Source organism: Microvirga sp. 2YAF29 (assembly GCF_052114605.1).
Classification (GTDB): domain Bacteria; phylum Pseudomonadota; class Alphaproteobacteria; order Rhizobiales; family Beijerinckiaceae; genus Microvirga.
The window spans coordinates 232317-258107 of sequence record NZ_JBFRFB010000001.1 but is presented as its reverse complement, the minus strand read 5'-3'; the positions used below and the strand labels follow the sequence as shown (position 1 = coordinate 258107).

23 protein-coding genes, 1 tRNA gene and 1 riboswitch are annotated in these 25791 nt (G+C 60.1%); of the genes, 9 read left to right on the top strand and 15 right to left on the bottom strand.

Going from position 1 to position 25791, the window contains the following annotated elements; all coding sequences use genetic code 11:
• Positions 1–30: 30 nt before the first annotated feature.
• The 7 genes from AB4Y85_RS01180 to AB4Y85_RS01150 all read right to left on the bottom strand — a co-directional run bounded on the left by AB4Y85_RS01180 (position 31) and on the right by AB4Y85_RS01150 (position 8508).
• Positions 31–1362, bottom strand: a complete 1332-nt coding sequence (locus AB4Y85_RS01180) for a family 1 glycosylhydrolase (protein ID WP_441983013.1) — start codon at positions 1360–1362, stop codon at positions 31–33.
• 162 nt (positions 1363–1524) lie between these two features.
• Entirely contained in the window at positions 1525–2271 is a 747-nt protein-coding gene (locus AB4Y85_RS01175) for a calcium-binding protein (RefSeq protein ID WP_441983012.1), read from the bottom strand.
• A gap of 587 nt (positions 2272–2858) precedes the next feature.
• Positions 2859–4409, bottom strand: a complete 1551-nt coding sequence (gene metG / locus AB4Y85_RS01170; protein ID WP_441983011.1) for a methionine--tRNA ligase — start codon at positions 4407–4409, stop codon at positions 2859–2861.
• Positions 4410–4463: 54 nt separating this feature from the next.
• Positions 4464–5525 (bottom strand): DNA polymerase III subunit delta', encoded by a 1062-nt coding sequence (locus tag AB4Y85_RS01165; protein WP_441983010.1) that lies wholly within the window; start codon positions 5523–5525, stop codon positions 4464–4466.
• Complete coding sequence (tmk, locus tag AB4Y85_RS01160; protein WP_441983009.1) at positions 5515–6189, bottom strand: dTMP kinase; 675 nt, start codon at positions 6187–6189, stop codon at positions 5515–5517. The genes AB4Y85_RS01165 and tmk overlap by 11 nt, the downstream gene beginning before the upstream one ends.
• Entirely contained in the window at positions 6189–7394 is a 1206-nt protein-coding gene (locus AB4Y85_RS01155; protein WP_441983008.1) for a D-alanyl-D-alanine carboxypeptidase family protein, read from the bottom strand. The genes tmk and AB4Y85_RS01155 overlap by 1 nt, the downstream gene beginning before the upstream one ends.
• Positions 7395–7515: 121 nt before the next feature.
• A complete protein-coding gene (locus AB4Y85_RS01150; protein WP_441983007.1) occupies positions 7516–8508 on the bottom strand; it encodes a septal ring lytic transglycosylase RlpA family protein in 993 nt (330 codons plus the stop codon).
• Positions 8509–9052: 544 nt separating this feature from the next.
• Between AB4Y85_RS01150 and AB4Y85_RS01145 the strand changes: the two genes are divergently transcribed.
• Positions 9053–9142, top strand: a tRNA-Ser gene (locus AB4Y85_RS01145).
• A gap of 109 nt (positions 9143–9251) precedes the next feature.
• Here the strand turns inward: AB4Y85_RS01145 and AB4Y85_RS01140 are convergent.
• Positions 9252–10703, bottom strand: coding sequence for a homospermidine synthase (locus AB4Y85_RS01140; RefSeq protein ID WP_441983006.1), 1452 nt, complete (start codon positions 10701–10703; stop codon positions 9252–9254).
• Between the two features lie 109 nt (positions 10704–10812).
• Positions 10813–11238 carry a nucleoside diphosphate kinase regulator gene (gene rnk, locus AB4Y85_RS01135; protein WP_441983005.1) on the bottom strand — a complete coding sequence of 142 codons (426 nt, stop codon included), beginning with the start codon at positions 11236–11238 and terminating at the stop codon, positions 10813–10815.
• A gap of 774 nt (positions 11239–12012) precedes the next feature.
• Positions 12013–12101: riboswitch (glycine riboswitch) on the top strand.
• Positions 12102–12242: 141 nt separating this feature from the next.
• On the opposite strand from rnk, the gene AB4Y85_RS01130 reads away from it, so the two are divergent.
• Together AB4Y85_RS01130 and AB4Y85_RS01125 are read left to right on the top strand one after the other, a co-directional pair.
• Entirely contained in the window at positions 12243–12887 is a 645-nt protein-coding gene (locus AB4Y85_RS01130) for a trimeric intracellular cation channel family protein (RefSeq protein WP_441983004.1), read from the top strand.
• A 469-nt stretch (positions 12888–13356) separates the two neighbouring features.
• Positions 13357–14559 (top strand): alpha/beta hydrolase, encoded by a 1203-nt coding sequence (locus AB4Y85_RS01125; protein ID WP_441983003.1) that lies wholly within the window; start codon positions 13357–13359, stop codon positions 14557–14559.
• A 96-nt stretch (positions 14560–14655) separates the two neighbouring features.
• Here the strand turns inward: AB4Y85_RS01125 and AB4Y85_RS01120 are convergent, their stop codons facing one another.
• From AB4Y85_RS01120 to AB4Y85_RS01110, 3 genes are all read right to left on the bottom strand, one after another.
• Positions 14656–14907 carry a hypothetical protein gene (locus tag AB4Y85_RS01120; RefSeq protein WP_441983002.1) on the bottom strand — a complete coding sequence of 84 codons (252 nt, stop codon included), beginning with the start codon at positions 14905–14907 and terminating at the stop codon, positions 14656–14658.
• 63 nt (positions 14908–14970) lie between these two features.
• Positions 14971–15162 carry a NepR family anti-sigma factor gene (locus AB4Y85_RS01115; RefSeq protein ID WP_441983001.1) on the bottom strand — a complete coding sequence of 64 codons (192 nt, stop codon included), beginning with the start codon at positions 15160–15162 and terminating at the stop codon, positions 14971–14973.
• A 205-nt stretch (positions 15163–15367) separates the two neighbouring features.
• The gene (locus AB4Y85_RS01110) at positions 15368–17170 is read right to left on the bottom strand and encodes a cation:proton antiporter domain-containing protein (protein WP_441983000.1); all 1803 of its coding nucleotides are present in this window, start codon (positions 17168–17170) and stop codon (positions 15368–15370) included.
• Positions 17171–17555: 385 nt separating this feature from the next.
• Here AB4Y85_RS01110 and AB4Y85_RS01105 point away from each other — a divergent pair, with 385 nt between their 5' ends.
• Genes AB4Y85_RS01105 through mnhG form a run of 6 tightly spaced genes read left to right on the top strand, consistent with a single transcriptional unit; the run spans position 17556 to position 23589 of the window.
• Positions 17556–20492, top strand: coding sequence for a monovalent cation/H+ antiporter subunit A (locus AB4Y85_RS01105; RefSeq protein ID WP_441982999.1), 2937 nt, complete (start codon positions 17556–17558; stop codon positions 20490–20492).
• Positions 20489–20833 carry a Na+/H+ antiporter subunit C gene (locus AB4Y85_RS01100; protein ID WP_441982998.1) on the top strand — a complete coding sequence of 115 codons (345 nt, stop codon included), beginning with the start codon at positions 20489–20491 and terminating at the stop codon, positions 20831–20833. Before AB4Y85_RS01105 ends, AB4Y85_RS01100 begins: the two co-directional genes overlap by 4 nt.
• Positions 20833–22452, top strand: a complete 1620-nt coding sequence (locus tag AB4Y85_RS01095; RefSeq protein WP_441983230.1) for a monovalent cation/H+ antiporter subunit D — start codon at positions 20833–20835, stop codon at positions 22450–22452. Before AB4Y85_RS01100 ends, AB4Y85_RS01095 begins: the two co-directional genes overlap by 1 nt.
• Positions 22449–22937: a Na+/H+ antiporter subunit E gene (locus AB4Y85_RS01090; RefSeq protein WP_441982997.1), complete on the top strand. Its 489-nt coding sequence runs from the start codon at positions 22449–22451 to the stop codon at positions 22935–22937. Before AB4Y85_RS01095 ends, AB4Y85_RS01090 begins: the two co-directional genes overlap by 4 nt.
• Positions 22934–23215 carry a K+/H+ antiporter subunit F gene (locus AB4Y85_RS01085; protein ID WP_441982996.1) on the top strand — a complete coding sequence of 94 codons (282 nt, stop codon included), beginning with the start codon at positions 22934–22936 and terminating at the stop codon, positions 23213–23215. Before AB4Y85_RS01090 ends, AB4Y85_RS01085 begins: the two co-directional genes overlap by 4 nt.
• Complete coding sequence (mnhG, locus tag AB4Y85_RS01080; RefSeq protein ID WP_441982995.1) at positions 23212–23589, top strand: monovalent cation/H(+) antiporter subunit G; 378 nt, start codon at positions 23212–23214, stop codon at positions 23587–23589. Before AB4Y85_RS01085 ends, mnhG begins: the two co-directional genes overlap by 4 nt.
• Before the next feature lie 32 nt (positions 23590–23621).
• On the opposite strand, the gene AB4Y85_RS01075 is transcribed toward mnhG, so the two are convergent.
• The 3 genes from AB4Y85_RS01075 to AB4Y85_RS01065 all read right to left on the bottom strand — a co-directional run bounded on the left by AB4Y85_RS01075 (position 23622) and on the right by AB4Y85_RS01065 (position 25742).
• Positions 23622–23864, bottom strand: coding sequence for a helix-turn-helix transcriptional regulator (locus AB4Y85_RS01075; RefSeq protein WP_441982994.1), 243 nt, complete (start codon positions 23862–23864; stop codon positions 23622–23624).
• A 155-nt stretch (positions 23865–24019) separates the two neighbouring features.
• Positions 24020–24781, bottom strand: a complete 762-nt coding sequence (gene cobF, locus AB4Y85_RS01070) for a precorrin-6A synthase (deacetylating) (RefSeq protein ID WP_441982993.1) — start codon at positions 24779–24781, stop codon at positions 24020–24022.
• A 151-nt stretch (positions 24782–24932) separates the two neighbouring features.
• Positions 24933–25742, bottom strand: a complete 810-nt coding sequence (locus AB4Y85_RS01065; RefSeq protein WP_441982992.1) for a cytochrome c oxidase assembly protein — start codon at positions 25740–25742, stop codon at positions 24933–24935.
• Positions 25743–25791: the final 49 nt, after the last annotated feature.

Genomic DNA, 25791 nt, shown 5'->3' with positions numbered 1-25791 from the left:
GTGATGCTTAATTCGGATCGCGCCTTTCGTCTACCGACGCACGCCCTGAGCGGTCGGCGTCGGCTCATCGTCCTCCTTGGTCTCCCGCCGACGCATCTTCCGCAAGCGCTCCTGACTGCGGACGACATGCACCTCATCGGCTTCATCAGGCCGCACCACCGGCACGGAAAGGCAGACGCTCTGCGCCGGAAGAACGTGACACCAATCCTGAATCATCTGCTTGTAGCAACGGCCGACAGGGCGAATGTTGCGGTCGAGATCGTAGAGACCGACGGGAGTGATGCGGTTGTTCTCCTCCCTAAGCGCGACGTCCCAATCGACCTGATCCGTCAGGGAATACCAAGTAAAGCCGACGATTGGCACGCCGTTGTTGCGGACCCGCAGAATGTTGGCCCATTGCTTCCAGAGCCAGTCCACAGCCTCAGTGCCCTTCGGCCCCTCCATCAAGTTCGTTTCAGTGTGCATGACGGGTAGTTTGTAGCGGTCGTAATATTGGCGCGTGATCTCATCGTAGCCGAACACATCACCTGCTGCAGTCGTCACGCCATCGGCCCGCACCCGGTGCTCATTGGTGACATAGTAGTCGTTCCCCATGATGCTGTGATGCCGGAGCGAAGAGCGGCTGAGGAAAAAATGGTACTCGTCCCTAGTCATGCCGCTGTCCATAAGAAACTCGTACATCTCCGAGTCGACCCGGCGCCCGTAATTCAGGTCCAGGGATAGGAAACGCCGAGAATTCATGATCTCGGCCGGCTTGATGGCTTTGGGATTCTCTGCGTGAAAATATTCAGAGGACTCGCTCTGGACGAAAAGGGCGTCCGGGCGAACCGTGAGTATGCGCTCCATGGCCAGGACGTTGGCCTTCACGATATGCTTGAGAGCCGTGACGAAAGCCTGATCGCTGCTCAACTGCTCGTTCCACCAGCCATAAGCGGCCGAAAACTGAGCGCAGATGAACATCTCGTTGATGGGCGTATAAAGCTGGACCCAGGGAAAGCGTTGCGCGAAGGCTTCCGCGTAAGTCGCGAAAAGTTCAGGGAAATCCGGATTTTGAAAGTTGCCGATCCAATCGGGAACACCGAAATGGCATAGGTCCACGATAGGAATGATATTGCGCCGCTTGATATCGCCGAAGGTCATGTCGGCGAATGACCAATCATAGCGACCGGGCCCGACATATGAAGTGTGAAGCGGTGGGCCGTATCTCAGAACCTGAATGTCGAGATCGTCCAGAAGGTCGAAATCCAGCTTCCAATGTTTGTAATGGCCGCACTTTTCCATCTGATCGATGCGCGTGCGGCCATTGTTGATGGTCGGGATGCTGTTCTCGATCCCGGTCGCAAACATAAAACTCGTGAACATATCCCGCTTCCGCCGTGGCCCGGAGGGGGCCGATCAAAGCGGAAGCGTTATTCGGCCTCCGCCTCGATATAACGCGGGAAAATCGGGGCAGGTTGCGGAAGGGTCGTTCCTTGCGACAAGGCGCTTCTCCGGACTGATGTCAGCCCGCAAAAACGATGCTGTCTAGATATAGAAATCCTTATGAGACAGGCTTGCTAGGGTCTTGTTCTTGGTCAGCTGCGCGAACAGCTCCGCCTTTTGACCACCGACTCCGTCGGCATCGTAATACAACTTGCCGCTTCGGGTATCGAAAATGATATGGTCGTTTTTATCCTTACCCTGTGTGGCACCGACGCCTTTATAGAAGTTATCCGCCTTTAAGACGCCCTTGTCGCTCATGGCCTTCTTGAACACGCTTTTCGCCAGGAGAATCTTGTCCTCCTTAACAGTAAAGTCCGTAATCTTGGCGCTGTTTGCACCTTTCGCGGGCTTGGCAATGAACGTGAAGTAATCCTTACCCTTGCCGCCGGTGAGCACATCTTTGCCGAAATCGGCCATCAGGAAATCGCTTCCATCACCACCATCAAGGGTGTCTATGCCCTCTCCGCCCAATAGAACGTCATTTCCAGCGCCGCCAGAAACCTTGTCACTGCCACCTTGAGCCATGATGAAATTGTCATTACCATTGCCCGTGATGGCATCATTTCCATTGCCGGTGAAAACAGTAATTATACCCTGCGCAAAAGTGTCGACGCCCGAGCCCGTATACTGAGGCTGAAGATTCGATAGATCGATTGTGAAAGGGGTCGAATCCATAAAGAGCGCGACCGTACCCGAGATAACGTCATCTCCGGGAGTATTCATGGCCTGTGTGATTTCTTCAGGCGTTGTCGGGAACGGCGGGGTTGTCGGGATTCTGATCTTGGCCATACTGGTCCTACCTTATTCATGGTCGCTATATAGCAACTGAGTAACATGATTCGATTAAATAATTCTTGCCCTAACGGCAAGCATTATCTGTTACAACATGCGCGACGTTTTGGCAGACCAGTTCAGACGCGTGTCATAGTGCAAGCTTTGGTTGCCTATGTACCTGACATTGAAAGTTTGCAGTCCATGTAAATTTTCACTGTTTGACGAATTTTCTAAGTTTAGGGCACAAGTTTTGGTAGTCATCGTTAAATATTTGAAGAAACTTGCAGTCCTGATCTTATCTGCCAGCTCCACTTTTATTATAGCACAAGGCCCAATTTTTTTTAGATGGGCCGACCGCATTGGTCATGCGTCTTAATGCCAGTAAAAACTCACTGGCCTCGATCACCCCCTCTTTCGCCAATTTCTCTGAACAGGCTGTTTTGAGATGGATCGTGCTATCATTGACGAGCCAGGCAAATCTCGTTTCCTAAACCTTGATGAGACTGGTCGTCGGCATAGCGCGCCGCCAATCTAACCATCGTCAACGAAGCTACAGAAAATATTCTTTTGCCGCTTCTATGCGACCGATCAAAGCGGAAGCGTTATTCGGCCTCCGCCTCGATATAACGCGGGAAAATCGGGGCAGGTTGCGGAAGGGTCGTTCCTGCGACAAGGCGCTTCTCCGGACCGACGGCAGCTAGCCCCCTGCCCTCGGGCGCAATGGCCAAAAGATCGAGAAGCTTGGCGGCGGCATTCGGCACGAAGGGCTGCGCCAGGATACCCACCGCTCGGAGAACCTCGGCTGTCACGTAGAGCACGGTGTTCATTCGGGCAGGATCGGTCTTGCGCAGGATCCAAGGCTCCTGCGAGGCGAAATAGCGGTTCGCCTCGGCGACGACGGCCCAGATTTCGGCCAGCGTCGTGTGGAGGGAGAAGTCCTTCATCGCTGCCCTCGCCTTCTCCGGCAGGGCATCTGCCAGCCAGAGCATGTCCTGATCGGCCTGAGTGAACTCGCCGGGCTGTGGAACCGCACCGTCGCAGTTCTTGCCGATCATCGACAGGGAGCGCTGCGCGAGGTTGCCGAGGTCGTTGGCCAGATCCGCGTTGATGCGGTTGACGATAGCCTCGTGCGAGTAGTTGCCGTCCTGTCCGAATGGCACTTCGCGCATGAAGAAGTAGCGGATCTGATCGACGCCGTAGGTGTCGGCGAGGTCGAAGGGATCGACCACGTTGCCGACCGACTTCGACATCTTCTCTCCCTTGTTGAGCAGGAAGCCGTGGCCGAAGACACGCTTCGGCAGCGGCAACTCCGCCGACATCAGGAAGGCGGGCCAATAGACCGTGTGGAAGCGCACGATGTCCTTGCCGATGATGTGAACGTCGGCGGGCCAGTATTGCCAGCGCGGGTCATTCTCGTTCGGGAAGCCGCAGCCGGTCATGTAATTGTTGAGCGCGTCGATCCACACATACATCACGTGCTTCGGATCACCCGGCACCGGCAGGCCCCAGTTGAAGGTCGTGCGGCTGATCGAGAGGTCCTGAAGGCCGGAACGTACGAAGCTGGTGATCTCATTGCGCCGGGTTTCCGGGCTGATGAAATCCGGGTTCGCCTCGTAATGGGCGAGCAGGCGGTCCTGATAGGCCGAGAGGCGGAAGAAATAGCTCTCCTCCTCGATCCATTCGACGGGCGTGCCCGTGGGCGCGCGCCAGGAACCATCCGGCTGCTTGGTAAGCTCGCTCTCATCGTAATAGGCCTCGTCCCGCACAGAGTACCAGCCGGAATACTTGGAGAGATAGATGTCGCCCTTTTCCTGCATCCGGCGCCAGAGTTCCTGGGTCGAAGGCAGATGATCGGCATCCGTCGTACGGATGAACCGGTCATAGGAGCAGTCCAGGCGATCGGCCATGGCCCGGAACTTGGCCGCCATTTCGTCGACGAAGGCCTTGGGCGTCGTGTTGTTCTTGTCCGCCGTCTGCTGGATTTTCAGGCCGTGCTCGTCCGTGCCTGTCATGAAGAACACATCATAGCCGTCGATACGCTTGAAGCGCGCAATCGCATCCGAGGCAACGACCTCATAGGCGTGGCCGATATGGGGCGCCCCGTTCGGATAGGAGATAGCCGTGGTGATATAGAATTTCTGTTTGTCGGCCATGTCGAATCCCTAAACGCTTGAATTCATGCAAACCTTCACTCAAGTGCCGCAAGGTCAGGTTGTCCGCCGAACCGCGTCGGCCAGATCGTCGAACAGCGTGAGGATGAAGGGCCGGCGGTCGAGGTTGAACACGTCGATCTCGCGCGCCGAACGGCTGATCTTCTCACACACCTCCACCAAAGGCGCAAGGCGTGCCGCCCCTAGGCTTGCCTGCTGATGCAGCCGCCCTGAGACCCAACGTTCGACTGTCTCCAGCGCGAGCTCATAGCTGTCATCAGCATCCCGCTTGGCGAGGGCTTCGGCCAGAGCAAAGACCTGCTTGGTATCCGCACGCGGCAAGCCGTCCAGAAGCCGGGTGATTTGGCCGATGAAGGCGACCTTGTCCTCGTCCAGAAGTTCGAGGGTTCGCTGCACGGAACCTTCGCCATAAGCGAGCGCCTGATCGACCAGATGCTCGGGGCTGTCTGCCCAGGGCTCGCCCAGGGAGCCGATCACCGCCTTGATGTCGGAATCGGCCAAGGGGCGCAGCAGCAACCGACGGCACCGGGAGCGGATCGTCGGCAACACCCTTTGCGGGGCGTGACTGACGATGAGAAATAACGAGCGCGGCGGCGGCTCCTCGATGACCTTGAGCAGCGCGTTGGCGCTGGAGATCGTCAGGTCCTCGGCACTGTCAACGATGCAGACCCGGTAGCCGCCATCGGCAGCGGTCGAGCCGAACATGTTGAGCGCCTTGCGGACGGCGTCGACGGGAATCGTGGTCGAAGCGGCCTTCTTGTCGGTGGCGGGAGCCCGCCGAAGGATCGCGAAGTTCGGATGGGAGAGCGCCGAGAGCTGGCGCGCGGAGGGGGCGTCCGGCGAGATGTCCAGGCTGCCGATGGAGGAATCGTTCGTCTTTTTAGGGTCGAGAACCGTGCGGGCGACGCGATAAGCGAGCGTCGCCTTGCCGATCCCTTGAGGACCGCCGATCAGCCAGGCGTGATGAAGCCGGCCCGAACGAAGGCCCTCAAGGAAAGCCGCCTCGCCCTCCTGATGGCCGAAAAAAGCGAACTGATCCCGGGGATGCGGCGCACCCTCGAGCTGATCCGGCTCGACAGCCTCAACATCACGCGACATCGAGCGGCCTCTCGGTCGTCTTGGTCAGCTCAGGCAGCCGCTCGCGCAGAGTTGCCCAGATGGCGGCCTCCACCTCGTCCGCCGATTGGTCGGCATTGATAACGGCGCAGCGCTCCGGGTGTGTGCGAGCGATGGCCAGGAACGCTTGGCGCAGATTCTGGTGGAAGGAGAGGGCCTCACCCTCGAACCGATCAGCCCTCTCGCCTTTTTGTGCGGCCCGCTCGCTCGCGCGGGCAAGGCCGGTTTCGGCGGGAAGATCGAGAATGAAGGTAAGATCGGGCCTGGTGCCCGCCAGGGCTACGCGCTCCAGCCGGTCGATGAGAGCCGGATCGATATTTCCGGACGAGCCCTGATAAGCGCGAGTGGAATCCGCGAAGCGGTCGCACAGCACATGGGTGCCGTTCTTGAGAGCCGGAACGATGGTCTTGTCCAGGTGGTCGATGCGGGCGGCGGCGAAAAGCAGGGCTTCCGCAAAAGTGCCGAGGCTCTTGGCATGCCCGCCGAGAATGAAGGCGCGGATTTCCTCCGCATAGGGCGAGCCCCCAGGCTCCCGCGTGACAAGGACTTGCTGCGAGAGCTGCTCCAGCCGACCTTTGAGCCTGCCGATCTGGGTCGACTTGCCTGCGCCCTCCCCGCCTTCGAACGTAATGAACCGTCCTGCCATCAAATTCCTTCGATGACGCTCGTAAAGGCGCGGCGCACCCAGCCAGTGCTGAATTCCAACAGACCATCGAGGGCGCGCTGGCTCAGCGTACCTTCCTGGATGTCCTCATTGGCATAGAGCGGCATTTCGAGCGCCTGCATATCACCACGGTTGACCTGAAGCCGGGCCACCTCGGCTCCCTTTTGGATGGGAGCCCGCAGCGGGCCGGTGTAGACGATGCGAGCGGTCACCCGCTCTCCATCGCCACGAGGCACCAGTACACGAATAGGCTTCTTGGACACAAGCGGCAGAGAGCGCTTGCTGCCGCCGAAGACCTGGGCTTCACCAACCACTTGGCCTTCCGCGAAGAGTTGCTGCGAGTCGAACGCACGGAAGCCCCAATCCAGGAGCTTGCGGGATTCATTCGCACGGTCCCTGGCTGTCTTGAGGCCGTTGACCACCACGATCAGGCGTTGCCCGTTCTGGACGGCGGACCCGATCAGGCCATAACCGGACTCATCGATATTGCCGGTCTTGAGCCCGTCTGCGCCTATATCCATGGCCAGCAAGGGGTTGCGATTCTGCTGGCGGATCTTGTTCCAGGTAAACTCCCGCTCGCCGAAGATCTTGTAGAGGTCCGGATAGGTCTCAATGATGTAGAGGGCGAGCTTGGCGAGGTCGTGAACCGTCGCTTTCTGCTCTGGATGGCCGTAGCCGGTCGCATTGCGGAAGGTGGATTTGGTCAGGCCAATCTGCTTGGCCCGCTCATTCATGACTTTGGAGAAGTTCTCCTCCGTTCCGGCGATGCCCTCAGCGATGGCGATTGCCGCATCGTTGCCGGACTGGATGATGAGACCGCGCAGCAGGTCTTCAAGGCGCACGGAGGTATTGACCTGCGCGAACATGGACGATCCGCCGGATCCCCCGCCTCCCTTCTTCCAGGCGTTTTCGGAGATGGTGAACATGCTGTCCATGTTCAGGCGGCCGTTCTTGATCTCGCTGAAGACCACTTCCGCCGTCATGGTTTTTGCCATGCTGGCAGGCGCCGTCAGTTCATCGGCGTTCTTCTCGAACAGAATGGCATGGCTGTCCGCATCCATGAGCACCGCAGTCGGGGCGGATGTCTGGAAGCTCTGGGCTGATGCGGTCTTTGCTGGAAGGAATGCAAGAATTCCGCAGAAAAGAAGGGCTGCGGTAAAAGGTCGGGCAGGCATTGTATGACGCATCGTAAGGTATCCAGGCTCTTCCCCTAGGAGAGCCTGAATCTGTAGCGCGTCAACGACAATTCAACGTGACGGAACGATAAGCTGTGCGCGAGGTCACAGAGGTCTGCAGGCCTTCAGCCGATCAGCGGACGAACCTGGATTGATCCAGCGGCCTGAAGGCGCTGGTCTTCTGGAAACCGCCCTGCCCGCCTTCCGGCGATGCATAATACAGCCCGGCCACGACCGGACGTGCCGGCGATATAGTGCTGGGCGATGCGGAGCTGACCTTGAGCGACGGAGGGACAGCGCCAGGAATGGTGCCGAGGTCGAACGGACGCTCGGGCGGCAGCGGCACATAAGTGCTGGCGGGAACCGAGGCTGGCCCCTCGTTGAACGCCATGCGCTGAGGAGCAGTAGAGGCAATAGGAGCCGTCTCGATCTCATCCTCGGGCTCGTAGGCATTGATGCCAATCGCCTGACGCGGAGCTGCGGGACGCGGCGTCGCCTGGGCGATCATGGTCGGAGCGCCGCCATTTGTCATGCTGGCGGGCTGCCCATCGGTGCGCAGGCTCGCCAGAAGAATCCTGTCGTCGCTGCCATTGGTCGAGGCGCGGCCGACATATTCGACGCGAACGCGGGCGGTGCCCGCGCGCTGGAAGCCGAGAGCGGAAGCCGCCTTCTCGGAAACGTCGATGACGCGATTGCCATGGAAAGGTCCACGATCATTCACGCGGACGATCATGGAATGGCCGTTCTGCAAGTTGGTGACGCGCGCATAGCTCGGAAGCGGCATCGTCGTATGGGCGGCCGCGATCGAGTCGCGGTCGAAGATCTCGCCGTTTGCGGTCATGCGGCCATGAAAATTCGAGCCGTACCAGGACGCCAGACCCTCGGCCGGGCGTGAAGTCTCGGTGGGAACGTAAGTGCGCCCGGCAACCGTGTAGGGCTTACCGACCATGTCGCGGCCGCCGCCCTTCGGAACCGGCTGACCTGCAGCAACGACTCGCGGGCTGGCCTTCACGCCGTATTTAGGATCGACGCCGCCCCTCACATTCGAAGAGCAATTCGCAACAGTCAGGGCGATAAGCGTAACACCGGCAATGCGAATGAGGGCCGATTGATCGAAAGATGCCATCTTTCCCATCAGGCTCTTTGCCGCTTCAGCGCGATTCCAATGCATATTGTTACGCATCCCCTTTTGAGCACCTTAGGCTTGGCGGCCAGAATTGCCCCAGTTAGCCAGCCAAGGTGCTTTTGTCGCCTTAAAGGAAAGTTAAACGGCCCCGCTTGTCAATGATAAAGGCATGCTTTCATTAACATTGTTTCAAGAACATGTATTCACCTTTATATTTCAATAGGTTGGCCTCTCATTGAAATTAGCGGCCCGGTCATTGGGGCGCTTGAGAAAGCGCATTCATAAGAAAATGACGGGAGACCGGATTGGAACTTCAAGGGAGAAATATCTCCCATCCACCAAAGCCTTAGCCGCCTTTTGCGCTTCAGGCTCAAGAGCGGCCTGAAAATGCGGCTCTTTCGACTCAATAGAGATAAGCTTGGTTAACGACAGGTTCTCTCGCCCCGGAGACGGCTCCCGCTACGTATGGCGGCGGTATATGTTGACGGGAGTGACCTGACGGCCTTACAGAACCCTGAGCCGCCAGCACGTTCAGGCGATCTATGGAGAGGTGGCCGAGTGGTTTAAGGCAGCGGTCTTGAAAACCGCCGTGGGTGCAAGCCCACCGTGGGTTCGAATCCCACCCTCTCCGCCATCTTTATGACCAGGGTCGGCAGCGCGCTGGATACCCCCAAACCTGTCGTCATGACCCGGCGCGGACACCGGCCGGATCATGACTTGGCATGCAGATGTTGTGGGCACCTCTACGAGACGAGGACGTTCCGGAACTGCCACGGATCGGAGCTGTCGATATCCTCTTCGAAGAAGCCGGGGCGGTTGCTGAGCGGGGTCCAGTCCGTATAGACGCCGACCACCGATCCGAGATAGGGCATCTGAACTTCCAGGCAGCGACGGAAATCGATGTCGTCGGCCTCCACGATGCCGGCCTTCGGATTCTCCAGAGCCCAGACCATGCCCGCAAGCACGGCGGAAGTCACCTGCAAGCCGGTGGCGTTCTGGTAAGGCGCGAGCTTGCGGGTTTCCTCGATAGAGAGTTGAGAGCCATACCAATAGGCGTTCCTGTCGTGACCGTAGAGCAGCACGCCGAGCTCGTCGATGCCGTCGACGATCTCGTCTTCGGTTAGGATGTGGAGACTCTCCTGGAACTGTCCGGCATTGCCGAACATCTCATGCATCGACAGCACGGCGTCGTTCGCAGGATGATAAGCGTAGTGACAGGTCGGACGATACGTGACCTTGCCGTCCTCACGCACGGTGAAGAAGTCGGCGATCGAGATCGCCTCGTTGTGCGTTACCAGGAAGCCGTATTGCGGACCGGGCGTGGGGCACCAGCTGCGCACGCGTGTGTTCGCGCCGGGCTGAAGCAGATAGATCGCTGCGCCGCAGCCTTTCTCATGCGTTCGGGCGTTCTCAGGAATCCACTTTTCGTGCGCGCCCCAGCCGAGTTCGGAGGGCTGCAGGCCTTCCGACACGAAGCCTTCCACCGACCAAGTGTTCACGAACACGCCCATGGGCTTCGGCTTTTCCGCGCGTTGCGTATCGCGTTCCGCAATGTGAATGCCTTTCACGCCGACGCGCTGCATAAGAGACGCCCATTCCCCGCGCGATTCTGGAACCTTGGCATCGATGCCGATATCCTTGGCGACGTTGAGAAGCGCTTGCTTCACGAACCAGGAGACCATGCCGGGATTTGCGCCGCAGCAATTCACCGCCGTTGGCCCGCCCGGCGACTTGCGGCGAGCATCGAGGATGATCTCGCGCAGAGCGTAGTTGGTGCGCGCCTCCGGCCCGGCGTTTTTGTCGAAGTAGAACCCGGCCCACGGCTCGGCAACGGTGTCGATGTAGAGCGCACCGAGTTCCCGGCAGAGCTCCATGATGTCGCGCGAGGAGGTGTCCACCGACAGGTTCACGCAGAAACCCTGGCCGCCACCTTCCGTCAGGAGCGGCGTGAGGATTTCGCGATAGTTATCGCGGGTAAGGCCCTTGTTGATCAGGGGGATGCCGCGCACGTCAAGCATGCTGCGGTCAGTATCGACGGGATCGATGACCGTGAAGCGGCTCTTGTCGAACTCGAAATGCCGCTCGATCAGAGGCAGCATGCCTTTGCCGATTGAGCCAAAGCCGATCATGACGATCGGGCCGGTAATGCGGCCATAGATGGGGAAATGGTCATTCTTCATTTCGGTTCTGTCCATAATTGTTTCCCTGGCCACACGAGAGGTGGTGAAAAGGGCAGAGGATAGAATGGCCACAACAGAGGACATCGACGGATGCCCGTTGTCTGGAGTTGGCCGGTATGCGCGCTTACGCGGATTGGGGCTCCAGGACCGCCGGTTCGCACACCTTCAACACCGTCAGACGCTTCGTCTCGCCGGTGCGCGTTATCCAGTCGATCGACTTGCCGACGGGAAGTCCGATCAGGGCGGTTCCGATGGGCGTCAGCACCGAGATCCTGCCCTTCGCGATATCGGCCTCGTGTGGGTAGACGAGGAGCACCGTCTGCACCCTCCCCGTCATGTCGTCGCGGAAATCGACCTCGCAGCCCATGCAGACTGTTTCACCTGGACGGCGGCCTCTGGGAAGGACATGCGCGCGGTCGAGCTCCTCCGTAAGTTCGGCGGCGACCTCGGGCATGGTGCTCGCGGCTGCATTAGCGAGAGCCGAAAGCTTCTCGTGGTCTGCGGCGGTCAGGGTAATGCGCGGCTTGGAGCCGCCGATTTTCTTAGTCATGGGATGTCTCCAATTGTGTTGGACCCGATGGCGGTGTTCATGCGGCCGACGTACCGGGATCATTGTCGTCGTGCGTTGCCGGGTTTGGGGCATGCTCCGGTGCGGAACGCCTCTGCGGCATCAGCCGGACAACCGTCCCATCCGGCCGCTCCGCCTCTTGCGGAGCCGGCTTCGATAGCGGTTGTTTCGAGGGCTGCTGCACAAAGCGGCCTCCCCTGCTTTCAGCTTGCTTTTGAGCCAGTGCCGACCTGAGTGTCTGCGCCAGGAACTCGGTTGTGGAGCGCCTGGACCCGGGACACGCTTCGTCTGTCGGCATGCCGCGATGTCGGCCTCCGGCTTGAACGGGTTTTCGCTCCGCCAAGCGGAACATGAGTTTGAAGAAGTGCTGAAGCATACCGCCACACCGGATGCGTCAGCACCCGGCCTCACAAGACGTCCGAAGGATTTGGGATCTTGCGCTCCCCCGAACTCGGGGTGCGGATGCACGTCGAGCTCGGGGCTACTTGCCCGCGATGAGGTTGCCTGCCCGGTGCAGGCCGTGACGGAATTGTGCGAAGCTCAACATGGTGCCCTTAAGCTGGTTTACATTGACCCATTTGTCAAACCGCATGGGTGCCGGAGGCGAAATGTTCGGTTTCGGGCTTCTCGTCGCGCTTGCATCATGCAAGACAAGACCCGTAGCACAAAGACAAGATCGGCGGCTGTCGTCTGCGGAGACGAAGCCCTTTACCGCCGGACAACACATTTCTGCCACAAACCAAGTTAGGTTAACCTTAGCAATGAGCGGGAGAGAGCCAGGACACTGGCCGCCGAAGGAGCAACTGCCCCGGAAACTCTCAGGCATCCAGGACCGCTTCGTTGCATAAACTCTGAAAAGTGGAGCATTTTGCTCCCGCCCATGGTGAAAATCGCGGCTGCCGCCGGCATCCCGATGAAACTCTCAGGCCAATGACAGAGGGGGCTCCACCGCAGAATCGCCTGCGGCCCATGATGGAGCCTGATTGATGTTCGACACCTTTACCGCCCTCCTCGACTGGTTCGGGATTGTCGTCTTCGCCACCACCGGCGCGCTGGTCGCCTCGCGCAAGCAGATGGATCTGGTCGGCTTCGTGCTGCTCGGCACAGCAACCGGAATTGGCGGCGGGACGATCCGTGACACGCTCATCGATGCGCTTCCGGTTTTTTGGGTGCGGGAGCCGGCCTACCTGGTTACCTGCGTGCTGGTCTCATGTGCGGCATTCTTCCTTGCCCACATTCCGCATTCGCGTCTCAAGCTCCTGCTGTGGTGTGATGCTGTCGGCATGGCCTTGTTCGCGGTGACTGGGGCCGAAAAGGCTCTGCTGGCCGAGGCGGGTCCCATCGTCGCCGTCGCGATGGGCGTGATCACGGCCACCTTCGGCGGCATCGTCCGGGATATCCTGGGCGGCGAAAGCCCGGTCATTCTCAGCCGCGAGATCTATGTGTCTGCGGCGCTTGGCGGGGCCGTGATCTTCGTCGCCCTGGCGCTGACCGGGATCGCTCGCGAGTACGCGCTGGCAGGCGGCTTCCTGGCCGCGCTCGCGATCCGGGCCGCCGCGCTGAAGTGGGACTGGTCCCTGCCGCGCTATCGGCCGCGGCCCGGGCGCTCGCGGGACGAGATCGATCCGTGACCTCAGTGGCCCCCATGAACCTGTCACGTCCCGGGCAGGACTACGCAGCCATAGGCCGGGTATCGCCGTAGGACGGAAGCCACCGTCCGGAACGCCGCTCTTACGAAGCCTGTGCTGACATCATGTAAAACTCCCTATAGCCGGAAACCCGCCGATGGTGGATATTGTCAGGAGCCGTCGCTTTTACCCACGAGCATCCGAGTTTCGTACGGTCGAGGATACGCGACCGGTGCGGCCCGCGTGGATCATGGACAATGGGACGCGGATTGAGCGAGGTTACCGAAGGAATTCGCCAAGTTGGCGCGTAACTGCTGATCGCCGACCAGATCTGCACCACGTTCGATGTTGGCGGTGCAAAAGGGCGCGCCCAGGGTAGGCTCTCTCATATGTCGGCATTGGATGAACGGCGGGGGGAATAATGGAGCAAGCGACAAACCGAACCGGCAGCTGGAAAGCATCAGCATTCCGGATGACTTGCCTTATCCTGCTCCCGTTCATGTCCGCCTGCGCCGACCTGCGAGGCACGCTGCTTCCTGTTGATGAAACGGTTCCCGGAGCGAGCCGGGTCGAAATGCTCGTCACCACAACCCGCATGCGGGCAACCGATCCGAACGAGTTCTTCTCCGGCGATCGTGGGCCGCAGCTTTCTTTTGCTGAGTTCACGGTATCCATACCTCCGGAAGCCAACCGCAAACAGGGCGAGGTTCAATGGCCGCGCAGCGTTCCCGGCAATCCGGCTACGGACTTCGTGACCCTTAAGGCCGATGTGATCGATCGTGCGCAGGCACTCGCCTTGTTCAAGCGCACGGTGCGACAGGTCCCTAAACGCCGCGTGCTGGTATTCATTCACGGCTTCAACAATCGTTTCGACGATGCGGTCTTCCGCTTCGCACAGATCGTGCATGATGCGGGCACGCCCGTGGCGCCTGTCCTCTTCACGTGGCCCTCGCGCGGTAGCGTGCTGGCCTACGGTTATGACCGCGAGAGCAATACCTATTCGCGCAATGCGCTGGAAGATACGCTGCGCGCGCTGGCACAATCTCCCGATGTCGGCGAGATCTCCATCCTTGCCCATTCCATGGGCAACTGGGTTACTCTGGAAGCCCTGCGTCAGATGGCGATCCGTGACGGCCGCGTCGCACCTAAGATCAAGAACGTGCTGCTGGCAGCTCCCGACGTGGATGTGGGCCTGTTCCGCGAAGCCATCATGGATATGGGCAAGAACCGCCCGGAATTCACGTTGTTCGTGTCGCAGGATGATCGGGCACTGGCGATCTCCCGTCGCATCTGGGGAGATTCAGTACGGCTCGGCGCCATCGATCCGGAACAGGAGCCGTATCGAAGCCAGTTGGAACGGGCGGGCCTCACGGTGCTGAACCTGTCCAAACTCAGGTCAGGAGATCCGCTAAATCACAGCAAATATGCCGAAAGTCCCGAGGTCGTGCGCATCATCGGGCGGCAACTGGCGGAAGGTCAGACGTTGACGGATTCCCGCGTCGGCGTGGGTGACCGGATCATCCAAGTCACGGCGGGTGCCGCTGCAGCAGTCGGCACGGCTGCGGGTCTTGCCGTTTCCGCTCCGGTCGCCGTCATCGATCCGCGCACACGGGCGAACTTCGAAGGTCATGTCGGGAGCCTGGGCGAGGCTATCTCGGGGACAGTTTATCCCTGAGGCCGAATGCCGAGAGCTTTCTCCTCTCGGCCTCGCTTCGCTGGAAATTTCGCGTCAGGAGATCTCGCAAAACGCAGGGCCGCTTCTCCCGGCGCGTCATGAATCTTGTTTCAGTTGAGCCTGTATCATGTCCAGCAGCTGCTCCTCGGAGATCTCCGCCTCCCAGTCGCCTGGCAGCTCGATCCGTACCGATTGCGCACCGCCGGAAGGTGTGCAGACCACCTGGAAAGCATCAGCCTTCCCGTCGACGCGAGCCGCTTCCATCTTCTCTGGGTCCTTGCCCAATCCCGAGAAGGCTTGGATACAGGTCCATGTAATGCCGTCCGGGGCTGAGACTTCACGAGGCATGAGACTACCGTTTCTTGATTGGTATCGAGCCTCGACAACGGCGAACCTGCAACGACGTTCCGCTCAAGCTTCCTTGCGCCCGAGTTCACGCTCAACCCGCCGCAGCGCGAGCAGCAGGTCAATTTGCTCATCGGGGATCGGCTGCCCTTCGATTTCCGAGAAGACGGCTTGGAGATGGGCTCCGATCTGCTCCCGATCGTCGGGACCGAGCCGCGGTGGCGACGCCTTCTGATCCAGATTTCCCTTGCTACTCATAACGCTCTCCACTCGCACTCACCCCCAGGCAAGATTGGCTGCGAACCAACCTTGCGATTCACATGGAATTATTGATCGCCATGGTTAACAGATCGTAAGCAGGACTAGCTGAGTGAGTGCGAAAGCGCAGGCTGGTGTAGCGCCCCCAGGAAACAGGCGGACATATTGCGAGGACCCATCTCCTCCCGTTTATGGACATCAGCCCTCATGGTGAGCCGACTGCGGATGAGGGACTTTCTGCGATCTGACCGGCCGCTGCTTGTGCCACAGCCTCTGAATGGGGCACTCGTTCCTGGTTCATGGCCCTGCGCTGTTCCGCCATCTCGCCCACGGCGCTCCGTAGGGCGGGATGGCGCGCCATGAACTGATTGAAGTCGCGGTTCTCGAGGACAAAGAACTGGCAGTAATCGATCGCTGTCACGTCGGCGTTTCGTCGGGCATCGTCAACCAAAGCCATCTCACCAAAGAAGGCTCCGTGGTCCAGCCTGATCTTCCTGTCGCCGACCGTAACCTCCACGGCTCCCGATGAAATGAAATACATTCCATCCGACCGGTCTCCACGGCGGATGACTTTCTCGCCCGGTGCAGCAGCCTTGGGGCGGAACAGGAGAAGCAGCTCCTCCTGCTCATGCCGATCGACCAGAGCCAGAACGGGGAACGTCTCGAGCAGGGACTGAAGCTCTAATTCCCGTGCCCGCTCCAGCTCCTCGCTGTGATGGCGGTTCGCCGTCAGTTCGGCTTCGAGGGTGTGGTAGCGTCCGAAACCATAGTCGGTTTCTTTTGATGGAGTGTCGACGCCAAGGCGCTTCCTGAGCTTGTTCACCAGGTGAAAGGACAAGGGATTCAGGGTGATCGACAACAGAGCGCCAGCCAGGATCAGCCCTTGCCCCTCGCTCGGAAGCAGTCCGAGAGATGCTCCAAGCCCCGCGAGAATGAAGGAAAACTCTCCGATCTGGGCTAGGCTCACGGCGACAAGCAAGCCCATGTTCAGCGGATAGCGCAAGGCCAGGACAATGCCGAGGGCTATGTGTCCCTTTCCAGCGACGATCAGTGCGAGGACCAGAAGCACCGAGATAGGGTCGCGCATCAGGACCATGGGATCGAACAGCATGCCGACCGACACGAAGAACAGAACGGAAAAGGCGTCCTGCAGCGGAAGCGACTCCGCTGCGGCTCTATGACTGAAGTGAGACTCGCTGAGAACCACACCGGCAAAAAAGGCGCCAAGGGCGAAGGAAACGCCGAAGACTTTCGCCGAGCCGTAGGCAATGCCGATGGCTAGAGCCAGCACGGACAGCGTGAACAATTCACGGCTCCCAGTCCGCGCCACCTGCTTCAGCAGGTAAGGAACGACCCTCGGCCCCAGCAAAACCGCGAGGGCTACGAAGAGAGCCACCTTGCCGAGCGTTATCATCAATGTCAGCAGTATGGGACCGTCGGACGCGGGCACGGCATGAGCGCCGGATGCAGTCGCCGGATGACCGCCCAGAACCTCGGCGAAGGCCGGGAGAAGGACCAGCGCCAGGACCATGGCGAGATCCTCGACGATGAGCCAGCCGACGGCGACCCTGCCATTGGAACTTTGCAGAAGGTTTCGCTCCTCAAGAGCTTTCAGAAGGACGACCGTACTGGCAACGGACAAGGTCAGGCCGAAGACGATGCCCTCACCCAGGGTCCAACCCCAGAGGTGGGCAAGGCCCGCGCCGAGCGCTGTGGCCGCTATGATCTGGCCGATTGCTCCAGGTACGGCGATGTTGCGCACCGCCATGAGGTCCCTGATCGAAAAGTGGAGCCCGACCCCGAACATGAGCAGGATCACGCCCATCTCCGCGAGTTCGGAAGCCAGAGCTTTGTCCGCTACGAAACCTGGTGTGAAGGGACCGACGAAAACGCCGGCGACCAGATAACCGACCAGGGGTGGCAGACGAAGACGATCGGCGAGATAGCCGAAGACGAAGGCGAGGACGAAACAGACGGCGACCGTGGCAATGAACGTAGTTTCGTGCATGAGATTCACCGACTGAGTGGATTTCTCCTTCTATGCCATAATCCGCACTTGGACCAACAAGGCACATACCGAAAGATCCGCTGGAATCTTTTCGTAACATCATAACGTAAAAGGCGGATATTGCAGACGTGTATCTACCAAGCGGCCTTGCCATCTTCCTCTTTAGTTGAGAAAGCTTCATTCAATCCGACATTGACAATCTTCTTACATTCACGATCGGAGCCGTATCTGGACGGCGGGGCATAGCCTCAACATCGATTTGACATTAATTTTATTCGGTTATGCCCTTGCATCTGCAGGCCTACTTCAACCATATTGGGCGACATAAGCCCTAAAAACTCGGAGTTTTACTCGCGCTCCCACCCGGAAGGAGATCCCTCAATCCATGTCCAGTGGCATGCCTCTCCTGGCGATTATCGTCCTTCCCTTTCTCGGGAGCCTTGCCGCTGTCTTCCTGCGCCAGGATGCCCGCAATGGCGCCGCCTTCCTGGCCGGAACAATTGCGCTCTGTGCCGCTGCTCTCACAGCCGTTCAGTATCCGGTTGTGGGTGATGGTGGCGTTCTGCGTACCGGCATTGAGTGGATACCGACGCTCGATCTGAACTTCACCATGCGCATGGATGGCTACACCTGGCTGTTCACCATGCTGGTGACCGGTATCGGCTTCCTGGTGGTGCTTTATGCCCGATACTATATGTCCCCCGCCGACCCTGTGCCGCGCTTCTTCGCGTTCCTGCTCGCCTTCATGGGCGCCATGCTGGGGATCGTGCTCTCGGGAAATCTGATCCAGCTCGTCTTCTTCTGGGAGCTGACCAGTCTCTTCTCCTTCCTCCTCATCGGCTACTGGCATCACAACGCCAGCGCCCGCGATGGTGCGCGAATGGCGCTGACGGTTACGGCCTCGGGCGGATTGTGCCTGCTTGTCGGCGTTCTGCTGATTGGCCACATCGTCGGCAGCTATGATCTCGACCAGGTTCTCGCATCAGGGGACCTCATCCGCGGCAGCGACCTCTATCTGCCGGCTCTGATCCTGGTCCTCCTCGGCGCGTTGACCAAGAGCGCCCAGTTCCCATTCCATTTCTGGCTCCCGCACGCGATGGCCGCGCCGACGCCGGTATCGGCCTATCTGCACTCGGCCACCATGGTGAAGGCGGGCGTATTCCTGCTGACCCTGCTCTGGCCGGTCTTGTCCGGCACGGAGGCGTGGTTCTACATCGTGGTTTCGGCAGGCCTCTGCACTCTGCTCCTTGGTGCCTACGCGGCCATCTTCCAGCAGGATCTCAAAGGCCTGCTGGCCTATTCCACCATCAGTCACCTTGGTCTGATCACCCTGTTGCTCGGGCTCAGCAGTCCGCTCGCCGCGGTTGCCGCCATCTTCCACACCATGAATCATGCGACCTTCAAGGCCTCGCTGTTCATGGCCGCCGGCATCATCGACCATGAATCCGGCACCCGCGACATCCGGCGTCTGAGCGGCTTGTTCCGTTTCATGCCGATTACGGCCACCCTGGCGATGGTCGCAGCCGCAGCCATGGCCGGCGTGCCTCTGCTCAACGGCTTCCTGTCCAAAGAAATGTTCTTCGCCGAGGCGGCCGCCTTCCATGTCGACTCGATTCTCGACCATTCCCTCCCCTACTTCGCCATGCTGGCGAGCGCTTTCAGCGTCGCCTACTCCCTGCGGTTCATTCATGGCGTGTTCTTCGGCCCGCCCGCGACGGACCTGCCGCGCACGCCGCATGAGCCCCCGCATTGGATGCGGTTTCCCATCGAGCTTCTCGTTCTCGTATGCCTGCTCGTCGGAATCGTTCCGGCAATGACCATCAAGCCCTTCCTCTCGGCGGCGGTCCACGCTGTGCTGGGGCCGGACACGCCCTATTACAGCCTCGCGATATGGCACGGCTTCAACGAACCACTGATGATGAGCGTCATTGCGCTGACCGGCGGCATCATTCTGTACTGGCTTCTGCAGGGCTACCTCGCGAAGGGGATCGAAGGCCCTCCTCTGATGCGCCGTCTCAAAGGGCAGCGCATCTTCGAGCGTGTGCTCGTCGAGCTGTCATGGCGCTGGGCCCGTTCGCTCGAACGGCTGCTCGGCACTCAGCGGCTTCAGCCACAGTTGCGGCTCCTGGTGGCATTTGCGGTAATCGCGGCGCTCTGGCCCCTCTACGGGCAAGAACTTACGGCAGGCTCCCGTCCGGCGACGGCCTTCGATCCTGCCTTTGTCATGCTTTGGATCGTCGGCGGCCTGTGCGCGATCGGTGCGGCCTATCAGGCCAAGTATCATCGCCTCGCGGCCATGGTCCTCATGGGTGGAGCTGGCCTTATCACCTGCATCACCTTCGTCTGGTTCTCGGCTCCCGACCTTGCCATCACCCAGCTTCTCGTCGAGATCGTGACGACGGTGCTGATCCTCCTCGGTCTGCGCTGGCTGCCGAAGAGGCTTGAGATTGTTGGCGAAGGTGTTGCGATGGGGACCCAGGCCCGCATTCGACGGGTGCGGGACCTGATGCTTGCCGTGGCGGCCGGCGTAGGCATGACGCTCATCGTCTACGCGATGCTCACACGGCCGCTTCCGGACACGATCTCGCGTTATTTCATCGAGAACGCATACTCCGAAGGCGGTGGACGCAACGTTGTCAATGTGATCCTGGTCGATTTCCGCGGCTTCGACACCTTCGGCGAAATCGTTGTGCTCGCCGTCGTGGCGATCACGGTCTTCTCCCTCCTGCGCCGGTTCCGTCCCGCGCCGGAAAGTGTCGATGCTCCGGAACAGCAACAGGTTCAGGATGCCTACGACACAGCCCGTCCGGATCGGGCGGTGGGCGACACGCTCGCCGATTACCTCACGATCCCCGGCGTGATCATGCAATGGCTGTTCCCGGTGGTCATCGTGGTTGCCGTCTACCTCTTCCTGCGCGGCCACGACATGCCCGGCGGCGGTTTTGCGGCCGGCGTCACGATGTCGATTGCGCTGATCCTTCAATACATGGCGGGCGGGACGCGCTGGATCGAAGCGCGGTTGAGGATCCGACCGATCAGCTGGATGGGCCTCGGTCTCCTCTGCACAGCTTTCACGGGAATCGGCGCCTGGGCGTTCGGTTATCCGTTCCTAACTTCCTATTTCCAATACGTGGAAATTCCAGTGATCGGAAAGGTGCCGGCTGCCACCGCGCTCCTGTTCGATTTGGGGGTATTCTCAGTCGTGGTCGGAGCAACGGTGCTTATCCTGATCGCTCTGGCGCACCAATCGGGCCGTACCCCTCGCGCCGCCCGGCCTTCGATTTCCGCATCGCCACCAACCGTGATGAAGGAGGAAGCATGAACGAGCTCATCTTCGCGCTCGCGGTCGGCATCCTCACCGCCTCAGGTGTGTGGCTGCTGCTGCGTCCGCGCACATTCCAGGTGATCATCGGTCTGTCGCTGCTTGCCTACGCCGTGAACCTGTTCATCTTCGGCATGGGCCGTTTGCGGGTCGGAGCAGCTCCGGTCCTGGAGAATGCCGACGCCGTTGACCCGGCGCTTTACGCCGATCCGCTGCCGCAGGCGCTGGTTCTCACCGCCATCGTCATCAGCTTCGCCATGACGGCGCTGTTCCTCGTTGTCATGCTGGCCTCGCGCGGCCTGACTGGAACCGACCACGTGGACGGCCGGGAGGACTCATGATGGCCGGCCTGCTTGATAACCTGATTATTGTGCCGATCCTTCTGCCGCTCATCGCCGGAGCCGTGATGCTGCTCCTCTCTGAGCGCAGCCGTAAACTCAAAGGTGGAATCGGGATCGCGACGACACTTGCCCTGCTGATCGTCTCCATCGCTTTGTTGCAGCAGGCGGACATGATGCCTTCGGGATCCAGCGTACTGACCTATCATCTCAGCAACTGGCCTGCGCCTTTCGGGATCGTGCTGGTGCTGGATCGCCTTTCCGCCCTCATGCTGGTGCTGACGAGCGTGCTTGCCATCGCATCGTTGCTGTACTCGCTCGCGCGGTGGCATCGCGCCGGGCCGCGGTTCCACACGATATTTCAGCTCCAGCTGATGGGGCTCAATGGCGCCTTCCTGACCGGAGACCTCTTCAATCTTTTCGTGTTCTTCGAGGTGCTGCTCGCCGCCTCCTATGGTCTCGTTCTGCATGGGGACGGGGTTGCGCGGGTCAGGGTGGGCCTCGCCTATATCGCCATCAATCTCACGGCGTCCCTGCTCTTCCTGATCGGCGCCAGCTTGGCCTATGGGGTCACCGGGACGCTCAACATGGCGGATATCGCCAATCGCATCCCCAATCTTGCACCAACAGACGCCGCTCTCTTCGCCGCCGCAGCGGCGATACTCGGCACCGCCTTCCTGATGAAAGCAGGCGCATGGCCGCTCAATTTCTGGCTGCCGACCACTTACGCGGCAGCCTCAGCGCCGGCGGCAGCTCTATTCGCTATCATGAGCAAGGTCGGCATCTATGTCATCCTGCGTCTGTGGATGTTGATGTTCGACGCGGATGCGGGCCCGCTGGCCGGATTCGGCGGCGAATGGCTGTTGTTCGGAGGCATGCTGACCATCGCGTTCGGCACGATCGGCGTTCTGGCCTCGCAATCCTTGCCGAGGCTCGCCGGTTGCAGCGTGTTGGTATCGTCCGGGACGCTGATCGCCGCCATGGGCACGGGAAATGGAGCCGTCATTGGTTCTGCCCTATTCTATCTTGTCAGTTCCACCTTAGGCATCGCCGCCCTCTTCCTGCTGGTCGAGCTTGTTGAGCGTTTGCGCGACCCTGGAGCGGACGTTCTTGCCGTGACGATGGAAGTCTATGGCGATAGCGATGATGATCCCGAGGAAGAAGTCGGTGTCGCCATTCCGGCGACAGTGGCTCTTATGGGTGGCAGCTTCATCGCCTGCGCCCTGCTTCTGGCGGGCCTGCCGCCGCTATCCGGCTTCGTCGCAAAATTCGGCATGATGGCGGCAATGCTGAAGACGGATGGCACAACAGTCCATGCCTCGACCTGGGCTCTGATCGGCCTCCTGACCGTGTCCGGCCTCGCGACGCTGATCGCCATGACGCGAACGGGGATCAGTTCCTTCTGGGCTCGCATGGATGACAGCGTTCCCCGTGTACGTGTCATCGAAATGACTCCGGTGCTGGGCCTTCTGCTGATCTGCCTCGGTCTCACCATCGGCGGCGGCCCGGCCATGCGCTACATGGAAGCGACGACGCAGTCTCTGCGCGCTCCGCAGGACTATTCCACGGGTGTCCTGCAGGCGCCACGGGCCGGTGCGGATCACAGGAAGGATAGCCGATGAGCTGGCTTCTTCCCTATCCATTACTGTCGGCTGCGTTGCTCATCCTGTGGCTCCTGCTGAACCAGACCGTTTCGCCTGGCCATATCGTGCTGGGTGCCGTGATCGCAGTCCTTGCTTCCTGGGTGATGGCGGCCCTGCGGCCCGATAAGCCGCGCATCCGCCGGCCTGGAGCAGCCTTGCGGCTGGCTGGCGTAGTGCTGGTCGACATCCTGCGTTCCAACCTCGCCGTCGGTCGCATCATCGTGCGTTCGCGTGAGCCGGGCGTGAACGCAGGCTTCATGACGATTCCGCTCGACATGCGAAGCCCTCAAGGGCTGGCGGTACTGTCCGTCATCATCACTTCGACCCCCGGCACGATCTGGCTCAACTACGATGCCGCGAAAGGAACTCTGTTGCTGCATGTTCTCGATCTGGTCGACGAGACGGTCTGGATTCGCACGATCAAGGGCCGCTATGAGCGTCTGCTGATGGAGATTTTCGAATGAGCCAGTCCATCCTGATATGGTCGATCATCGCCGCTCAGATTCTGCTTGGCTTGGCGATGTGCTGCGCAACCTTCCGGCTCGCCGTCGGCCCGCGAGCGCAGGACCGTATTCTTGGGCTCGACACGCTCTACGTGAATGCCATGCTGATGCTGGTCTCGTTCGGCGTTCGCACCGGCAGCACCCTTTACTTCGAGGCGGCGCTGGTGATCGGACTTATGGGTTTCGTCGCGACCGTGGCGCTTGCAAAGTTCCTCATGCGCGGTGAGGTGATCGAATGACAAGCATGGGAGATTTTCCTGCCTGGGCCGCATGGCTGGTCGCCTTTTGCGTGCTGTCCGGCTCCGCCGTTACCCTCGTCGGCTCGCTCGGACTTCTTCGGTTAGGCAATTTTTACGCCCGCGTCCATGCTCCGACCCTAGGCGCGACATTCGGCATGGGGGCCATCCTGCTCGGATCGGCGCTCTATTTCACTGTTCTCGAAACCCGGCCTGTCGTGCATGAAATCCTGATCGCCCTGTTCGTCACATTCACGACGCCGGTGACACTGATGCTGCTTGCCAGGGCCGCCCTCTATCGCGACCGTACGGAGGGCGACAGGGACGTCCCGCCAGCCGATGCGGTGGAGGATCTTATACCTCCCGGGCATGGATGAGCAAAGCTCGCCCCTCTCGACGACAGGTGCCCTTAAGCTAAAGGCTTCCGAAACCGTACTCCGGGCCCGGCCTCGTCGGAGGCAATCAGCAATGCACCGCCTTTGTCGAGGGCCGCGACAACCTGGGCCGCCGTCGCAGGATGGAGGTGATGGCGACCGTTCTCGAAGTCACGGATGGTGCTGCGTGACACTTCGGCCCGTTCGGCAAGCTCCTCCTGAGTCCAGTCGAGGAGACCGCGTGCAGCACGGCATTGTTCGGGAGACAATATCGGCATTCGGGATGCTCTTGCAAAGGCAACACCAAGTCACCCATATTGGTTGAACCTAATGCTGGCTTACTTGTGGCGCAAGGTTCGACTGATACGCGGGTTTTTACGGCTGCGGGGAATTCGGGATGACGGCACGCCGCCATCGTTCAGACTCTGAGGACTTAAGGCCTGTTTTTCCTGAGCAGATAAGTGTCCATGATCCAGCCCTTCCTTGAGCGGGCATCGCTGCGGACACGCTCTATGTCGTCCATGACGTCTCCCAGCCGGCCCGACATCAGGATCTCGTCGTCCGTTCCGAGATACGCGCCCCAATAGATTTCCACGTCGTCAGGCGGGATGCTGCGGAATGAACATTGGCCGTCGAGCATGACCACGACGTTGTCGGCGTTGCTGGGAAAGCCCTCAGCAAGCCTGCGGCCTGTGGTGATCTGGATGGCTTCGCCAATCGTGTTGAGCGCCACCTTGTGCCGGGCCGCGAGCGCCTGCACGCTGGTGATGCCTGGGATCACCTCGTATTCGATGTCGACACGCCCCCTGCCCTGCACAGCAGCAAGGATGCGCAAGGTACTGTCGTAGAGTGATGGGTCTCCCCAGACGAGGAAGCCGGCGCATTCGCCCTCGCCGAGCTCCTCCCTGAGGAACGCTTCGTACCTGCTCGCAATCGCGTCGTGCCACTGTTCGACCGTCAGTTTGTAGGATTCGGATGCATCTCCTCGCGTCGGCTGCTCGAATTCGACGATCCTGTAGGCCCGGTCCGTGATGTAGCGGTCACAGATTTCCCGCCGTAACTGCACAAGGTCTTCCTTGTCGCCTCCCTTGGTCGCGACGAAGAACACATCGACCTTGTTCAGCGCATTGATGGCTTGAACGGTGATGTATTCAGGGTTGCCTGCACCGATGCCGATGACGAGGGCCTTGGGCATGCACGAGCTCCGGGTCCGTGTGAAATTCCATGGTAGGATACCATAGCGGGGTCGACCTCCCATGGCATGCACATGGCCGCTCCCACCAGCCCCAATTACAGCTTGCCGCTGCGTGGCTAGAATTTATAACAAGTAAACGCGGCTTGGATGTTTAGGAGACCTGCCGCACCGAGGCATCTCCCGACAATGCCTTGAGCCAAGCCCCGAAAGCCAGCACGCCGATGAGTGTGAAGAGCGTTCCTCCCGGCACCCACATGATCAGGCCTCCGAGCTGCTGATCTTCCAGAGGCGACAGGCCCCAAGGCCAGGTCGTCCCGGCGTGAGACACGAAGAGCGGACGCGGCGCGAGAGTCAGTAGGGCGCTGAGAAGGCTCATCTGAACCGTGCTGCCAAACCCCACCAGAAGAGCGGAGGACACGCAATTCAGGCGCCGGAACAAAGCGTGCCAGAGGAGCAGGGCCGTACCGAAGATGGTCGCATGCATGGTCCAGTAAATGACATCGCTTTGAAGGGTGGCATCATACGGTCCCGGCAGATGCCAGACCCAAAGGGCCGCGGCAAAACCCGTTGTCGCCACGAGCTGAAGGATCCCATCTCCCATCCGTGGGGAGCGGAGCGCCGAACCTGTCGGAAGCATGGAACGGAACGCCGCTCCCGGCTTACCGAGAACGATCAGCGGAGCAGCTACGAGCGTTACAATCATGTGCTGCGCCACGCGTGCCGAGAACAGCGCAACGCTGAGATTGCACAAGGGTGAGACGAGAGCCGCTGCCAAGATGGCCCAGCCGAGATAAAAGGACAATTGCCTCAGCCGGTCCGTTTTTCCCGGGCGTCCACTTCCGATCCCATAAAGGACGGGAACTGCCGTCAGGAGAGCGATGAGCACAGGATCCAGATTCCACGTGAGCTGGCCCGGGACCGGAGGAAATCCACAGTAAGGAACGTATGAGCTCGCGTCCATGATTGCTCCCTTCTGGTCAAGCTCAACGTATGGGCTGGAGATCATGTTC

Bases quoted from the DNA above. Each gene is read 5' to 3' on its own strand.
- AB4Y85_RS01150 (WP_441983007.1), bottom strand. From the start codon at position 8,508: ATGGCATCTTTCGATCAATCGGCCCTCATTCGCATTGCCGGTGTTACG.
- AB4Y85_RS01120 (WP_441983002.1), bottom strand. From the start codon at position 14,907: ATGCCTCGTGAAGTCTCAGCCCCGGACGGCATTACATGGACCTGTATC.
- AB4Y85_RS01180 (WP_441983013.1), bottom strand. From the start codon at position 1,362: ATGTTCACGAGTTTTATGTTTGCGACCGGGATCGAGAACAGCATCCCG.
- AB4Y85_RS01140 (WP_441983006.1), bottom strand. From the start codon at position 10,703: ATGGACAGAACCGAAATGAAGAATGACCATTTCCCCATCTATGGCCGC.
- mnhG (WP_441982995.1), top strand. From the start codon at position 23,212: ATGACAAGCATGGGAGATTTTCCTGCCTGGGCCGCATGGCTGGTCGCC.
- AB4Y85_RS01115 (WP_441983001.1), bottom strand. From the start codon at position 15,162: ATGAGTAGCAAGGGAAATCTGGATCAGAAGGCGTCGCCACCGCGGCTC.
- metG (WP_441983011.1), bottom strand. From the start codon at position 4,409: ATGGCCGACAAACAGAAATTCTATATCACCACGGCTATCTCCTATCCG.
- AB4Y85_RS01155 (WP_441983008.1), bottom strand. From the start codon at position 7,394: ATGCGTCATACAATGCCTGCCCGACCTTTTACCGCAGCCCTTCTTTTC.
- cobF (WP_441982993.1), bottom strand. From the start codon at position 24,781: ATGCCCAAGGCCCTCGTCATCGGCATCGGTGCAGGCAACCCTGAATAC.
- AB4Y85_RS01090 (WP_441982997.1), top strand. From the start codon at position 22,449: ATGAGCTGGCTTCTTCCCTATCCATTACTGTCGGCTGCGTTGCTCATC.
- AB4Y85_RS01065 (WP_441982992.1), bottom strand. From the start codon at position 25,742: ATGGACGCGAGCTCATACGTTCCTTACTGTGGATTTCCTCCGGTCCCG.
- AB4Y85_RS01125 (WP_441983003.1), top strand. From the start codon at position 13,357: ATGACTTGCCTTATCCTGCTCCCGTTCATGTCCGCCTGCGCCGACCTG.
- tmk (WP_441983009.1), bottom strand. From the start codon at position 6,189: ATGGCAGGACGGTTCATTACGTTCGAAGGCGGGGAGGGCGCAGGCAAG.
- AB4Y85_RS01175 (WP_441983012.1), bottom strand. From the start codon at position 2,271: ATGGCCAAGATCAGAATCCCGACAACCCCGCCGTTCCCGACAACGCCT.
- AB4Y85_RS01085 (WP_441982996.1), top strand. From the start codon at position 22,934: ATGAGCCAGTCCATCCTGATATGGTCGATCATCGCCGCTCAGATTCTG.
- AB4Y85_RS01165 (WP_441983010.1), bottom strand. From the start codon at position 5,525: ATGTCGCGTGATGTTGAGGCTGTCGAGCCGGATCAGCTCGAGGGTGCG.
- AB4Y85_RS01105 (WP_441982999.1), top strand. From the start codon at position 17,556: ATGTCCAGTGGCATGCCTCTCCTGGCGATTATCGTCCTTCCCTTTCTC.
- AB4Y85_RS01110 (WP_441983000.1), bottom strand. From the start codon at position 17,170: ATGCACGAAACTACGTTCATTGCCACGGTCGCCGTCTGTTTCGTCCTC.
- AB4Y85_RS01075 (WP_441982994.1), bottom strand. From the start codon at position 23,864: ATGCCGATATTGTCTCCCGAACAATGCCGTGCTGCACGCGGTCTCCTC.
- rnk (WP_441983005.1), bottom strand. From the start codon at position 11,238: ATGACTAAGAAAATCGGCGGCTCCAAGCCGCGCATTACCCTGACCGCC.
- AB4Y85_RS01130 (WP_441983004.1), top strand. From the start codon at position 12,243: ATGTTCGACACCTTTACCGCCCTCCTCGACTGGTTCGGGATTGTCGTC.
- AB4Y85_RS01100 (WP_441982998.1), top strand. From the start codon at position 20,489: ATGAACGAGCTCATCTTCGCGCTCGCGGTCGGCATCCTCACCGCCTCA.
- AB4Y85_RS01095 (WP_441983230.1), top strand. From the start codon at position 20,833: ATGGCCGGCCTGCTTGATAACCTGATTATTGTGCCGATCCTTCTGCCG.